General features: G+C 69.0%; 11 protein-coding genes and 1 pseudogene. 11 read left to right on the top strand and 1 reads right to left on the bottom strand.

Features of this window, described 5'->3' with window-relative positions; genetic code table 11:
- The first annotated feature begins 65 nt into the window (after positions 1–65).
- Positions 66–1817 (top strand): DEAD/DEAH box helicase, encoded by a 1752-nt coding sequence (locus DFJ64_RS15160; RefSeq protein WP_245941154.1) that lies wholly within the window; start codon positions 66–68, stop codon positions 1815–1817.
- Here DFJ64_RS15160 and DFJ64_RS15165 read toward each other — a convergent pair.
- A complete protein-coding gene (locus tag DFJ64_RS15165; protein ID WP_115851048.1) occupies positions 1814–2332 on the bottom strand; it encodes an Lrp/AsnC family transcriptional regulator in 519 nt (172 codons plus the stop codon). The genes DFJ64_RS15160 and DFJ64_RS15165 overlap by 4 nt on opposite strands.
- A gap of 191 nt (positions 2333–2523) precedes the next feature.
- On the opposite strand from DFJ64_RS15165, the gene hppD reads away from it, so the two are divergent.
- The 10 genes and pseudogenes from hppD to DFJ64_RS15215 all read left to right on the top strand — a co-directional run.
- On the top strand, positions 2524–3633 hold the full coding sequence (gene hppD, locus DFJ64_RS15170; protein ID WP_245941155.1) for a 4-hydroxyphenylpyruvate dioxygenase: 1110 nt from the start codon (positions 2524–2526) through the stop codon (positions 3631–3633).
- 188 nt (positions 3634–3821) lie between these two features.
- Positions 3822–4064 (top strand): SHOCT domain-containing protein, encoded by a 243-nt coding sequence (locus DFJ64_RS15175; RefSeq protein ID WP_115852128.1) that lies wholly within the window; start codon positions 3822–3824, stop codon positions 4062–4064.
- Between the two features lie 97 nt (positions 4065–4161).
- Positions 4162–5547, top strand: coding sequence for an FAD-binding oxidoreductase (locus DFJ64_RS15180; RefSeq protein ID WP_115851050.1), 1386 nt, complete (start codon positions 4162–4164; stop codon positions 5545–5547).
- A 290-nt stretch (positions 5548–5837) separates the two neighbouring features.
- On the top strand, positions 5838–7613 hold the full coding sequence (locus DFJ64_RS15185; protein ID WP_245941156.1) for an ABC transporter substrate-binding protein: 1776 nt from the start codon (positions 5838–5840) through the stop codon (positions 7611–7613).
- A gap of 33 nt (positions 7614–7646) precedes the next feature.
- Entirely contained in the window at positions 7647–8654 is a 1008-nt protein-coding gene (locus DFJ64_RS15190) for an ABC transporter permease (protein WP_115851051.1), read from the top strand.
- A complete protein-coding gene (locus tag DFJ64_RS15195; protein WP_115851052.1) occupies positions 8654–9562 on the top strand; it encodes an ABC transporter permease in 909 nt (302 codons plus the stop codon). Before DFJ64_RS15190 ends, DFJ64_RS15195 begins: the two co-directional genes overlap by 1 nt.
- Positions 9559–10575, top strand: a complete 1017-nt coding sequence (locus DFJ64_RS15200; RefSeq protein WP_115851053.1) for an ABC transporter ATP-binding protein — start codon at positions 9559–9561, stop codon at positions 10573–10575. Before DFJ64_RS15195 ends, DFJ64_RS15200 begins: the two co-directional genes overlap by 4 nt.
- On the top strand, positions 10572–11399 hold the full coding sequence (locus tag DFJ64_RS15205; RefSeq protein ID WP_115852130.1) for an ABC transporter ATP-binding protein: 828 nt from the start codon (positions 10572–10574) through the stop codon (positions 11397–11399). The genes DFJ64_RS15200 and DFJ64_RS15205 overlap by 4 nt, the downstream gene beginning before the upstream one ends.
- A gap of 419 nt (positions 11400–11818) precedes the next feature.
- Positions 11819–13054, top strand: coding sequence for a MurT ligase domain-containing protein (locus tag DFJ64_RS15210; RefSeq protein ID WP_245941157.1), 1236 nt, complete (start codon positions 11819–11821; stop codon positions 13052–13054).
- Positions 13044–13745 (top strand): annotated as a pseudogene (locus tag DFJ64_RS15215) (type 1 glutamine amidotransferase); the annotation flags it as partial. The gene DFJ64_RS15210 and the pseudogene DFJ64_RS15215, both read left to right, overlap by 11 nt.
- Positions 13746–13809: the final 64 nt, after the last annotated feature.

Consider the following 13809-nt stretch of genomic DNA (forward strand, 5'->3'; position numbering starts at 1 on the left):
TTCGTCGACTGCCGACACCCTCATCGAGCGGAAGGACGTGTGTGAGTACGCCCGCGTCGACGCGTGTGTCTGATGAGCAGGAGAGCCCGTGGGGTCCGTTGCGCGCCTGGCAGCGGGAGGCGCTCGAACGCTATCTGGCCGCGAAGCCGCGCGACTTCCTCGCGGTGGCGACGCCGGGAGCCGGGAAGACCACGTTCGCGCTCACGGTGGCGGCGCACCTGCTCGCCCGTCGAGTGGTGGAACGAGTGATCGTGGTCACCCCGACGGAGCACCTCAAGCGGCAGTGGGCGGAGGCGGCGCACCGCGGAGGGATCGCGCTCGATCCGACGTTCTCCGGCCGCAAAGGTCGGACCAGCCGGGACTTCGACGGCGTCGCGGTGACGTACGCGGGAGTGGCGGCGTCCACCCTGGCCCTGCGCGTGCGCTGCGAGCGGTTCAAGACCTTCGTCATCCTCGACGAGATCCACCACGCGGGCGACTCGCTCACCTGGGGTGAGGCCGTCCGCGAGGCGTTCGAGCCGGCGACGCGACGCTTGTGTCTGACGGGGACACCGTTCCGCAGCGATGCCAACCCCATCCCGTTCGTCACGTACGTCGAGGACGAGGAAGGGGTGCCGCGAAGCGCCGCCGACTACAGCTACGGCTACGGCGAGGCGCTCGCCGACGGCGTGGTGCGTCCCGTGCTCTTCCTCGCCTACTCCGGCGACATGCGCTGGCGAACGAGCGCTGGCGAGGAGGTGGCGGCCCGGCTCGGCGAGCCGTTGAGCAAGGACATGATCGCCCAGGCGTGGCGGACCGCGCTCGACCCGTCCGGCGACTGGATTCCGGCGGTCTTGCGGGCGGCCGACACGCGGCTGACCGAGGTGCGTCGTGACGTGCCCGACGCGGGTGGTCTCGTGATCGCGACCGACCAGGAGTCGGCCCGCGCCTACGCCAAGATCCTCCGACAGATCAGCGGGGAGCGCCCGACGCTCGTGTTGTCCGACGAGCCCAGCGCGAGCAAGCGCATTGCGACCTTCGCGGCGGACAAGAGCCGGTGGATGGTCGCGGTCAAGATGGTCAGTGAGGGCGTCGACGTCCCCCGGTTGGCTGTCGGCGTCTACGCGACCGCGACGCAGACCCCCTTGTTCTTCGCGCAGGCGGTGGGCCGGTTCGTCCGCGCCAGGCGGCGTGGCGAGACCGCGTCGCTGTTCCTGCCGACCATCCCGGTGCTGCTGCGGTACGCCGCCGAGATGGAAGTGGTCCGCGACCACGCCCTGCGCAAGCCGGTCAGCGCCGAGGATCCCTTCGCACCCGAGGACGCCCTCCTCGCCCGCGCCGAACGCACGGAGTCCACGCCGGACATGCCCGAGCAGCGGTTCCAGGCTCTCGAGTCGGAGGCGACGTTCGACCGGGTCGTCTTCGATGGCAACGAGTTCGGTGGTGAGCTCGGCGAGGACGAGCGGGAGTTCCTCGGGATCCCCGGCTTGCTCGAACCCCACCAGGTGGCCGAGCTGCTTCGGCGGCGTCGTCAGGCCACCGCTCAGGAAGCTGCGCGGAAGCGTACGACCGCCACCCCGGAGACGCCGGTGGTGACGCCCGGGCGGACCGAGGAGCGGTCGGCCGACGACACCGCGACGTACCAACGGCTCGGCGTGCTGCGCCGGGAGCTCAACAGTCTCGTCGCCGCGTGGCACCACCGGACCGGACAGCCGCACGCCGCGATCCACGCGGAGTTGCGACGAGTCTGCGGTGGACCGCCGGCCATCCAGGCGTCGGCCGAGCAGCTCCAGGCGCGCATCGACACCATCCGCGCCTGGGCGACGGCCAGACGCTAGGGTCCGATTTCCGTGACGTCACGGGGTGCCGTGCGGGCACCACGCCCCTCCTGGGCCGCCTTCGCCAGCAACGGCAACATCCTGCGTGGCACCTGGGTGGCGAGGGCGATGACGGTCGACGTCCGCACGATGCCGTCGTGCGCGAGCACGGTGTCGATCACGCGCTGCAAGTCCGCGTTGGACCGGGCCACCAGCCGCACCAGCATGTCAGCCGACCCCGTGATCGTGTGCGCCTCGATCACCTCAGGGATGTCGGCGAGGTGGCGGGCCACCACGTCGTGACCGACGCCTTGTCGCAGCTCCAGGGTGGCGAACGCGGTCACGTCGTAGCCGAGTGCGGCGGGGTCCAGCTCCGGGCCCCAGCCGGCGATGACCCCGGTGCGGGTCATCCGGTCCAGGCGAGCCTGCACGGTGCCTCGGGCGACGCCGAGCCGCCTCGACGCCTCCAGGACGCCGATCCTGGGCTCGTCGTGGAACAGCTGGACGATGCGGGTGTCGAGTGCGTCGACGGGCACGACGACCTCCCTCGCCGGGTAGAGAGAAGGGGAACAGATTGAGCATTGTGTCGGGCCACACACGCGCCAACCTGATCAATTTGTACGGCACCGACGCCAGCTGTTGAACAACGTGCTCGGTCTGGTCCACCCTCGCCAGCAAGGTCTCGCCGCCCGCCGTGATGGCGCCAGGCACGTTTGGAGGTGGCCGGATGAACGACCCGTTCCCCGTTCTCGGCATGGACGCCGTGGTGTTCTGCGTCGGCAACGCCACCCAGGCGGCGGCGTTTCACCAGCTCGCCTACGGGATGGACCTGGTGGCCTACGCCGGCCCCGACACAGGTGTTCGTGACCGCACGTCGTACGTGCTGACCTCGGGCTCGGCACGCTTCGTCTTCCAGGGAGCGGCGGCACCTGACAGTCCGCTGGCCGACCACCATCGCGCGCACGGCGACGGTGTCCTCGACCTGGCCCTGGAGGTGGCCGACGTCGACCGCTGCGTGGCGCACGCCCGTCGTGAGGGCGCCACGATCCTGGAGGAGCCGCACGACGAGACCGACGAGTACGGCACCGTCCGCCTCGCGGCGATCGCGACGTACGGCGACACCCGCCACACCTTGGTCGACCGATCCCGCTACCGCGGGCCGTACCTTCCCGGTCACACCCCCAAGGAGACGAGCGTCATCCGGCCGCCGGGCCAGCCCAGACGGCTGTTCCAGGCGATCGACCACTGCGTCGGCAACGTCGAGCTCGGCCGCATGGACTATTGGGTCGACTTCTACAAGCGGGTCATGGGTTTCCAGAACATGGCCGAGTTCATCGGCGACGACATCGCCACGGAGTACTCCGCGCTCATGAGCAAGGTCGTCGCGAACGGCAACTACAAGGTGAAGTTCCCGCTGAACGAGCCCGCGCCGGGGAAGCACAAGAGCCAGGTCGAGGAGTACCTGGAGTTCTACGGAGGGCCGGGCTGTCAGCACATCGCCTTGGCCACGAACGACATCGTCCAGGCGGTGGATGTGCTGCGCGGCAGCGGCGTGGAGTTCTTGGACACACCGACGTCGTACTACGACGACCCCGATCTTCGGGAACGGATCGGTGAGGTCCGGGTGCCGATCGCCGAGCTGCGCAAGCGCGGGATCCTGGTCGACCGGGACGAGGACGGCTACCTGCTGCAAATCTTCACCAAGCCGCTCGGTGACCGTCCGACGGTGTTCTACGAGCTGATCGAACGCCATGGCTCGCTGGGGTTCGGCAAGGGCAACTTCAAGGCCTTGTTCGAGGCGATCGAGAGGGAGCAGGCACGTCGAGGAAACCTCTGACGCCGTGACGTGTCGAGTGAACCTGCACTCGGGTGCGCAACCGTGCGGGCTGCCGAGAGGGTCGCGTGCGCGGCGCGTCGCGCTGAGGCGCTCGGTCGTCGCGTCCGGGGCGAACGACCCTGCCGCCCATGGGCCCTCGGTGGTTACGGTCGAACAAGAGCGCGCGACACAAGTCCGAGGAGCAGGTCATGCACGGATATGGCTGGGGCCTGGCGTTTGGCTGGTTCCTGGTGCCGCTGTTCTGGATCGCTCTCATCGCGTTGATCGCCTGGCTCGTGGTCAAGTTCGTCGGACCCGGGGGCTTGAAGGACGCCAAGCGCGGTGACCGTGGGGAGAGCGCGGAGGAGATCCTGAACCGGCGGTACGCCAGTGGCGAGATCGACACCGCGACGTACGAGGAGATGAAGGAGCGCCTGGTCGGCCGACGCTAGCGGGATGACCTTGGCACGGAGCCGAACGTCCCAGCGTCGTGTCCTGGCAAGGCTATGCCCTCGTGATCGCGCGCGGCTTCCCTCGTACGGTGGACGCATGGTCGACGCCTTGGCCGACGCGCTGCGCGCGCAGATCCCAGCACCGCTCGTCGTGACTGACCCCGATCGCCTCGCCTCCTACCGCCACGACATGGCGACGTTCTGCCCGTCGGGGATGCCGGCCGTCGCCGTCCTGGCGCGCGAGACCGCCCACGTTCAGCACGTCCTCAAGGTCGCCTCCGACCTCGGCGTCCCCGTGGTCCCCCAAGGAGGACGAACCGGTTTGTCCGGCGGCGCGAACGCTGTCGACGGGTGCATCGTGTTGTCGCTCGCCGGCATGGACCGCATCCTCGAGATCGACCCGGCGAACCGGGTCGCGGTGGTCGAGCCGGGTGTGCTGAACGCGGTGCTGTCGAAAGCCGCGGCAGAGCAGGGGCTCTTCTACCCACCGGATCCCTCGAGCTGGGAGATCTCCACGGTCGGCGGCAACATCGCCACGAACGCGGGTGGACTGTGCTGCGTGAAGTACGGCGTCACAGCGGACTTCGTGCGCGCGCTCGAGGTCGTCCTGGCCAACGGGGAGATCCTGCACACCGGGCGGCGCACCGCCAAAGGTGTGGCCGGTTACGACCTCACGCGGCTCTTCGTCGGTTCCGAGGGCACCCTCGGGGTCATCACGCGAGCCACTCTCGCCCTGCGTCCAGCAGCGGAGGAGCCTCGAACGGTCGCGGCGCTCTTTCCTTCGGTCGCCGCCGCGGGAGAGGCGGTGGCCCGCGTCGTGGCGAGCGGCCTGGTGCCGAGCCTCTTGGAGTTCATGGACCAGGCGTCGCTGCGGGCGGCGAACGAGTACCGCCGCATGGGGTTGCCGGACCACGCGGCGGCGATGCTCATCGCGCAATCCGACGCCGGTCCGGAACGGGCGGCAGCGGAGATCGCGACGATCGCTCGGCACTTCGCCGACGCTGGCGGGTTCGACGTGATCGAGGCCGAGGACGCCCAGGAGGGCGAGCTGTTGCTCAACGCGCGTCGCGAGGCGCACTACGCGATCGATCGGCTGGGTAGCCGCCTCATCGACGACGTGTGCGTTCCCGTCAGCAGGCTCGCGGACTTCGTCCAGCGCGTGGAGAAGGTCGCGGCGGACCTGGGTTTGACCATCCCCGTGGTCGGCCACGCGGGCGACGGGAACCTGCATCCCAACGTGGTCTTCGACGCCACCGACGAAGACCAGGTGCGTCGGGCGCGCCAGGCGTTCGACGAGATCATGCGCATCGGGCTCGCGCTCGGTGGCACGATCACGGGCGAGCACGGCGTGGGACTGCTCAAGCGCGACTGGCTGGAGCGCGAGCTCGGCCACGTGGGCCTGCGCATCCATCGCGAGCTCAAGCGGGTCTTCGACCCGGCGGGGATCTTGAATCCCGGCAAGGTCATGTCGCTGGAGGCGTGAGCGAACAACACCGTGCCCGCGCGGGGCGCCGCGGCCTCCCGCGCGGGCTTCCGCACGGCGTCATCGCATGTTCCAGGGACTGGTACGGCGAGTCTGGCCGTCGGGATCGACGTCATCAAGCCCGAAGCTCGGCGAGTTCCGGACGTTCCAGCGTCTGGTTCCGGACGTTCTAGCGTCTGGTACGAGTTTCACCTCCGGCGCTAACCTGCGGAGCATTCATCCACCCGAGACGGCGTACGTGAGCGGCACTGGTCGTCGTGTGCGCGAGAAGGGGGCGCAGGATGGCAGGGATGGGCAGTGCGCGTCGGACGCGACGGCAGGTGTTGATCCTCGCCGGCACCGCGGGTCTGTGGGGCGGCATCCTCGCCGGCTGTGGTCAAGGTGGTGGCGGTGGAGGCGCCGGAGGCGGCCGGCAAGGTCGATCCGGCCGGGAAGGGGAGACCCTGTTCATCGCCGGCTTCCAGTGGGGTCCACCACGGCACTTCAACCCCCTGGGACAAAGCACCGCCTGGCCGTGTAACCAGAACGCCATGCAGCTGGTCTACGAGACCCTGCTTCGCTTCAACCTTCTCGACGGCAGCCTGCAGCCGGGTCTCGGTAAGGAGCTGCAGACGCCCGACGAGAACACCTTCGTCATCCCGCTGCAGGACGGCACCGCCTGGCAGGACGGCGAGCCGCTCACCGCCCACGACGTCGTGTTCACCTTCGAGCTCGCCAAGCGTCACACCGAGCTGTCGTACGCGTCCTTCTGGGACTATGTCGAGAAGGTCGAGGCGACGGACGACCGAACGGTGACCGTCACCTTGGGACGTGAGCCCTACAACCCCGCCCTCGTCAAGAACAGCTTGGCGACGACGTTCATCCTGCCCCGACACATCTGGGAGCCGCGGGAAGCCGAAGGCAAGCCCATGGGCGAGCACGAGAACCTCGATCCCGTGGGGTCGGGACCCTACCAGGTGGAGTCCTACAACCAGCAGCAGATCAGCCTCAAGCGCTTCGACGACTACTGGGGCCAGCAGGTCATGGGTGGCCTGCCCAAGCCCACCTACATCGTCCATCCCATCTTCAAAGGCAACCAGGACGGCGACCTGCGCTTCGAGCGCGGTGGTGTCGACGTCATGCAGCAGTTCACGCCGCAGATCTGGAAGATGTGGGAGGACAAGAAGCTTCCCGTCTCGACGTGGTACAAGGAGCCGCCGTACCACGTCCCAGGCGGCATGCCGATGCTGGTCATCAACACGTTGCGAAAGGGCCTCGACAACCCGCTGGTGCGGCGCGCGCTGGCCTTCTCCATCAACTACGCCGACATCGCCGACAAGGCCATGTCGCGCTACTCCGAGCCGGCCAACTCGAGCCTGATCCTCCCGGTCGGCGCGGAGGAGAAGTACTTCAACAAGGAGAACGTCGAGGCCAACGGCTGGCGCTACGACCCGGACGAGGCGGTCCGCATCCTTGAGGAGGAGGTCGGCGCGACGAAAGAGAGCGATGGCGTCTACGTCTTGCCGGACGGCACGCGGCTCGGCCCCTACACCGCGCAGACCCCGACCGGCTGGACGGACTGGCAAGCGGCGCTGCGCATCGTGGCGGCGAACGCGAAGGCGGTGGGCTTCGACATCAGGACGGAGTTCCCGCAGGCGCCCAACGTCACCAGCTCCGTCCAGGCCGGTGACTTCGACCTCGCGTGCTGGAGCGTCGCCGCGACGAGCGCCGCGACGCCGTGGCAGCGGTTCCGCGACGTGCTGGACCATCGAGGCGTGGCCGAGCCGGGGAAGCCGGCGTTCTGGAACTACGGCCGATTCGAGGACCCGAACGTCGCGGCGTTGCTGGACAAGGCCGCCGGGGCGGACGAGTCAGAGCTTCCCGCGCTCTACACCGAGCTCGACACGATCTTCATGAAGAACGCCCCGATGATCCCGCTCATGTACCGGCCGCTGGAGTTCTTCGAGTTCCACGAGAGCAACTGGACGAACTTCCCCAGCGACGACAACCCCTACGCGCCACCGATGTTCCAAGGCGCCGGGGTCACCTGGCTCTACCAGATCAGGCGGATCTCGGAGTCGGACTAGCCGAGTGGTCGGTGACGTCCGAGTGGGGGTGCGATGCGGCTACGCGGTTACCTCATCGGCAAGACGCTGTGGTACCTCGGCGCCATGGTCGTGGCGGTGGGGTTGAACTTCCTGCTGCCTCGGTTGGTGCCAGGCAACCCCGTGGACGCCATCGTCGCGCAGCTCGGCCGCTCCGGCACGCAGGCGGAGACGCTGGAGCGGATCCACCGGCACTACGTCGAGCAGTTCGGCCTCGACCAGCCGCTGTGGTCGCAGTTCCTCACCTACCTGGGGAACCTCGCGCACTTCGATCTCGGCACGTCGTTCGCGTCGTACCCGGCCAAGGTCGAGAGCCTCATCCTCGAGGCGTTGCCGTGGACCATCGGTCTCCAACTGCCGGCGATCCTCATCGGGTGGCTGGTCGGCAACGCCCTCGGCGCGCTGGCGGCGTTCAAGGGTGGGCTGTTCGACCGCGGAGCCTTCCTCAGCTCGCTGTTCTTGTCGAGCATGCCGTACTACTGCCTGGCGATCATCCTGCTCTACCTCTTCGCCGTGGCACTGCCGATCCTGCCACCGGGTGGTGGATACGAGTACGGCACGACGCCGGAGCTGTCCATCCCCTTCATCGTCGACGTGCTCCGCCACTACTGGCTGCCGTTCTTCTCACTGGTGCTGATCTTCGTCGGCGGCCAGGCGGTGGGCATGCGGTCGATGGCGATCTACGAGCTCAACTCCGACTACGTCAACTACGGTCGCTCGCTCGGTCTGCCGGACAACCGCATCGTGCGCTACATCTTCCGCAACGCGATGCTGCCGCAGCTCACCGGTCTGGCGCTGTCGATCGGTACCTTGGTCGGCGGCGCGCTCGTGACCGAGATCGTCTTCTCGTACCCGGGCATCGGCTACCTGCTGTTCAGCGCCATCAGCCAGAACGACTACCCGGTGATCCAGGCCATCACGTTGATCATCGTCATCACCGTGCTCGTCTCGAACTTCCTCGTCGAGGTGGCGTACGGGTTCGTCGATCCGCGGATTCGTGCCGCGCAGGCGGGTGAGCGCTGATGCGGATGGTTCGGTTCACCCCCCGGTTCTGGATCTCGTTGGCGGTCTTCAGCGTGGTCGTGGCGTTCGGCGTGTTCGGCCCGATGGTCGCCGGCGACAAGCTCGGCGAAGGCGTGGGTGGTCTTTACGACCCTCCGTCGGCGCAAGCGTGGCTCGGGACCGACGACCTCGGCCATGACATCTTCACCAACCTGATGTTCGGCACCCGGACGTCGTTGGTCATCGGCTTCGTCGCGGGCGCGTTCGCGACCGTGATCGGCGTCGTCGTCGGCCTGCTCGCCGGATACCACGGCGGGCGGGTCGAGGAGGCGCTCATGGGGGTGACGAACGTGGCCCTGGCGATTCCCGCGATCGTCGTCCTCATCCTGCTGTCGGTCGCGCTCGACTTCCGCTCCATCGTCACGATGGCGCTGGTGATCGCGATCACGAGCTGGCCCTGGACGGCGCGAGCGGTGCGGGCGCAGACGAGCAGCGTGCGGACCCGGGAGCACCTCGACGTGGCCCGGCTGTCCGGTGCCGGGACGTGGAACATCCTGCTGTGGGATGTGCTTCCCTACCTGATGTCGTACATCTGCATGGCGTTCGTCCTGCAGATCTCCAGCGCCATCCTGGCGGAGGCCGGTCTGTCACTGCTGGGTCTCGGGCCCAGCGACAGCGTCTCACTGGGGATCATGCTCAACTGGGCGCTCGTGGGTGAGTCGTTGCGGACCGGCGCGTGGTGGGCTTTCGCGCCGCCGACCGTGCTGCTCACGCTCATCGCGTTCACCCTGCTGATGCTGCAGTCGAGCCTGGACCAGGTGTTCAACCCGCGGTTGCGTGGCGGCCGTCGCCGGCCGGGCCTGGCGAGCCTCAGGCCGCAGACCGGCGTCGGCCTCGACGTGCGGGGCGAGGAAGGTGGCGAGCGGTGAGCGACGCGACGAGCGAGGTGCTTCTGCGAGCCCGCGGCTTGCGCGCGGCCTACAGCGTCGATGCCGGCGAGGTCGTCGCCGTCGACGACGTGTCGTTGGAGGTCCGCAAGGGCGAGGTGCTCGGTGTCGCGGGGGAGTCGGGCTGTGGCAAGTCGACCTTGGCGGCGGTCCTGTCGCTCACCGCGCGTCCGCCGCTGTTCGTCCAAGCGGGCGAGCTGGAGGTCGAGGGGCGACGGTTGGACCTCGGGCCGGACACGAGCCCTCCCCGTACCTGGCGCGGCGAGGTGGTGTCGCTGCTGCCGCAGGGAGCGATGAACTCCCTGAACCCGACGGTTCGCATCCGCGACTTCGTCGTCGACATCGTCCGCGCCCACCAGCCCAAGGCCAAGCGGGACGAGGCGATCGACCGCGCCCGCGAGCGTCTCGAGCAGCTCGACCTTCCTCGGCGCGTCCTGGACTGCTACCCGCACCAGCTGAGCGGTGGGATGAAGCAGCGGGTCGTGACGGTCGTCTCCGCGTTGCTGGACCCTCGCCTGCTCATCGCCGATGAGCCGACCTCGGCGCTGGACGTGTCGTCCCAGCGCGTCCTCATCGAGATGCTCAAGGAGATGCTCGCCCGCGACATCATCGGCAGCGTCATCTTCGTCACCCACGACCTGCCCGTGCTCAACACCATCGCCGACCGGATCGCCATCATGTACGCGGGGCAGATCGCGGAGGTAGGCGCCACCCGGGAGGTGATCGACCGGCCTCGCCACCCCTACAGCGCCGCGTTGCTGTCGTCGGTACTCGTGCCGGAGCCCGCGATTCGGCGGCGACGCGTCACGGGTATCCCCGGCTCGCCACCGAGCTTGCTCAACCCGCCGTCAGGTTGTCGGTTCCACCCGAGGTGCTCGCTGGCGTCGGAGACCTGCCGCACGGAGGCGCCACCGAGGGCGGGTGACGAGCGACGGTACTCGCGGTGCTGGTGGGCCAGCCGCCATCCGGACCAGACCGTGGAGGTGACGGCGTGACCGCATCGAAAGAAGAGGTTCTCGACCGCCAGGTCGACGGCCGGCCGGCACCCCTGCTGGAGGCACGCCACCTGACCCGGGTCTTCGGGCACGGCAAGACAGCTGTGCGTGCGGTCGACGACGTGTCCTTCACGCTGGGGCGGCAAGAGGTCGTGACGATCGTGGGGGAGAGCGGCAGTGGCAAGTCGACGTTGGCGCGGATGGTTCTCCGGCTGCTCGATCCGACGTCGGGAACGATCCACCTCGACGGAAGGGACGTGACGAGGCTGAGAGGGAAGGCGCTACGGACCTACTGGCAGGAGGTCCAAGCGGTCTTCCAGGACCCGTTCAGCTCCTTCAACCAGTTCTTCACCGTGCGTCGACTGCTCCGCAGGTCACTGCGGCTGACCGGCGCCACCACCGACGAGGCCGGCGAGGCGTTGATCGCGCAGGCGTTGGAGCATGTCGGCCTGACCCCGGCGGAGGTGCTCGACAAGTGGCCGCACCAGCTGTCCGGTGGTCAGCGGCAGCGAGTGATGATCGCCCGGGCGCTCATGTTGCGCCCCCGGCTCCTCGTCGCCGACGAGGCGACGTCCATGTTGGACGCGTCCCTGCGCGCCAACATCCTCAACGTGCTCACGGACGCGCGCCAGGCCTACGACATGACGATCCTGTTCATCACCCACGACATCGGTCAGGCCTGCTACGTGAGCGACCGGGTGCTCGTCATGTGTCAAGGGAAGCTTGTCGAGCAGGGACCGGTAGACGAGGTGATCTTCAGTCCTCGGCACGACTACACCCGTCGTCTCTTGGCCGACGTGCCACGGCTCCACGCCGTCTCGTGAGAGCGGCGTCGTCAGTGACGGCGGCCAGCCTGAGACTAGCGGCCTGAGATCAGTGGCCTGGGATCAGGGAGGTCGTCGAGTCGGTGGGGGTTCTCCCGCAGGAACTCGGCCATATCTCGCTCACGAGCGCTGCTTCGGGCGTCGCGTCCTTCGCCTCGACACCACCACCGGGGAACACCCAGTACGGCGGAGTACGAGGGCGGACTCACTTGATGAGGAGCAAACTTCCCCTGTGTGGGGGGACAGACGGTCGGCGGGCGGAAAGGAGGACATGGTGCCCCTGCCGGACACACCCCCATCGGTGTCGTCTTCGCCCGCTCCGCGGTCCGTGACCGCGCTGTGGTGAAGCGACCCTGCTCGGGATTTTGGTGGGACGGAAACTGGTCCCGCGCTCGCCTCCGCCGGCCTAGTCTCACCTCGTGGGACTACCTCTGCGCGCCAGGGTGGCCACCTCGCTGTCACGGGGGATCGGGGCTTTGTCCCGTGCGACGGGTCGGGGCGACGGCTCCGTGATCGGAGGTCGGGTCGCGCTCCGACTCGACCCCGACCTGCTGGCATCCCTTTCCGCCGGACGAGACGTGGTCCTGGTCTCGGCGACCAACGGCAAGACCACGACGACGCGGCTCACCGCGGCTGCGCTCGGCGTCCTTGGGCCGGTGGCCAGCAATACCTTCGGCGCGAACATGCCGGCCGGCCATGTCTCGGCGCTGGCACAGGCGGGACCCACGCCGTATGCGGTCCTCGAGGTCGACGAGCACTACCTGCCGCACGTGACCGCCGCGACCAAGCCGCGGGTGATCGCGCTGCTCAACCTCAGCCGCGACCAGCTCGACCGTGCCAAAGAGGTCGCGCTGCTGGCCGCGCTGTGGCGCGAGACGCTGCGCGAGCAGCGGGTCCACGTGGTCGCCAACGCCGACGACCCCATGGTGGTGTGGGCGGCGTCCGTCGTGGAGGACGTCTGCTGGGTGGCCGCGGGACAGCGCTGGCTCGACGACTCCTGGGTCTGCCCGGAGTGCGGTGGCGGGATCCGGCGTGAGGGATCGCCGGGCGGTGCGGTGTGGGAGTGCGTCACCTGTGGGCTGCGCCGACCCGAGCCCCACTGGAGGCTCGACGGGGACACCGTCGTGGCGCCGGACGGCGCTCGCCACCGGATCGAGCTGCGACTCCCCGGGCGGGTCAACCGCGCCAACGCCGCGATCGCGCTCGCGGTGGCCGCGCACTTTGGTGTCCGTCCGACCGACGCCGTGCCCCGGTTGGCCCAGATCCGGTCCGTCGCCGGCCGCTACACGCTGGTGGAGCGGGACGGGCGAGCCATCCGCCTGCTGCTCGCGAAGAACCCGGCGGGCTGGCTGGAGGCGTTCGAGATGGCCGATCCCACGACCACCTTGCTGTCCATCAACGCTCGCGCTCCGGACGGCTTCGACACCTCCTGGCTCTACGACGTCGACTTCTCACCGCTGCGGGATCGGCCGGTGCTCATCACCGGCGAGCGCGCCTTCGACCTCGGCGTCCGGCTTGGGGTCAACGGTGTGCCGTTCACGCACGTGCCGTCCTTCGCCGACGGGGTGGCGGCGACGCGAGGTCGGCGGTTGGAGGTCATCGCCAACTACACCGCCTTCCAGCAGATCAGAGCGGAGTTGGACCGTGTGGACTGAGAGTGCGCTGCGCATCGTGTGGGTCTATCCGGACCTGCTGTCGACGTACGGTGACCGTGGCAACCTGCTCGTCCTCGCGCACCGCGCGGGGCAGCGAGGGCTCCCCGTCCAGACCGTGGAGGTGCGCTCCCACCAGCCGGTTCCGACGCAGGGCGACATCTACCTCCTCGCCGGCGGTGAGGACGCGCCGCAGGCGCGGGCGGCACGACGCCTGGCCGCCGACGGGGGACTGCGTCGAGCCGTGGACCGCGGCGCGGTCGTGTTCGCCGTCTGTGCGGGCTACCAGATCCTGGGTCGGTCCTTCGTCGCACAGGGACGCGAGTGCGCCGGTCTCGACCTGCTGGACGTGTCCTCGGACCGCGGCGCCTCCCGCGCCGTGGGCGAGTTGGCCGGCGAGGTCGACCCGACACTCGGTCTGCCGATGCTCAGCGGCTTCGAGAACCACGGTGGGCGCACGCACCTCGGCGCACAGGCGCGGCCGCTCGCCCGCGTGGTGGTGGGAGTGGGCAACGACGGCGAGACCGAGGGGGCCTGGAGCGGGCGGCTCCTCGGTACGTACGCTCACGGCCCGGCGCTGGCCCGCAACCCCGATCTCGCCGACCTCCTGCTCGAGTGGGCGACCGGCCAAAGGCTGGCGCCGCTCGACGACGTCTGGTCGAGCCGACTCCGCGCGGAGCGGCTGGCTGCGGTGGGTGTGGCGGAGGTCGAGATCCCTGGCCCGCGGCGGCCGGAGCAGGTGTCGGCGTGGCGGTCGT

It is taken from the genome of Thermasporomyces composti, assembly GCF_003386795.1.
Lineage (GTDB): Bacteria > Actinomycetota > Actinomycetes > Propionibacteriales > Actinopolymorphaceae > Thermasporomyces > Thermasporomyces composti.

What these genes read in the sequence shown, in the direction of transcription:
- hppD (WP_245941155.1), top strand. Translation starts at nt 2,524, where the DNA reads ATGAACGACCCGTTCCCCGTTCTCGGCATGGACGCCGTGGTGTTCTGC.
- DFJ64_RS15175 (WP_115852128.1), top strand. Translation starts at nt 3,822, where the DNA reads ATGCACGGATATGGCTGGGGCCTGGCGTTTGGCTGGTTCCTGGTGCCG.
- DFJ64_RS15180 (WP_115851050.1), top strand. Translation starts at nt 4,162, where the DNA reads ATGGTCGACGCCTTGGCCGACGCGCTGCGCGCGCAGATCCCAGCACCG.
- DFJ64_RS15185 (WP_245941156.1), top strand. Translation starts at nt 5,838, where the DNA reads ATGGGCAGTGCGCGTCGGACGCGACGGCAGGTGTTGATCCTCGCCGGC.
- DFJ64_RS15190 (WP_115851051.1), top strand. Translation starts at nt 7,647, where the DNA reads ATGCGGCTACGCGGTTACCTCATCGGCAAGACGCTGTGGTACCTCGGC.
- DFJ64_RS15195 (WP_115851052.1), top strand. Translation starts at nt 8,654, where the DNA reads ATGCGGATGGTTCGGTTCACCCCCCGGTTCTGGATCTCGTTGGCGGTC.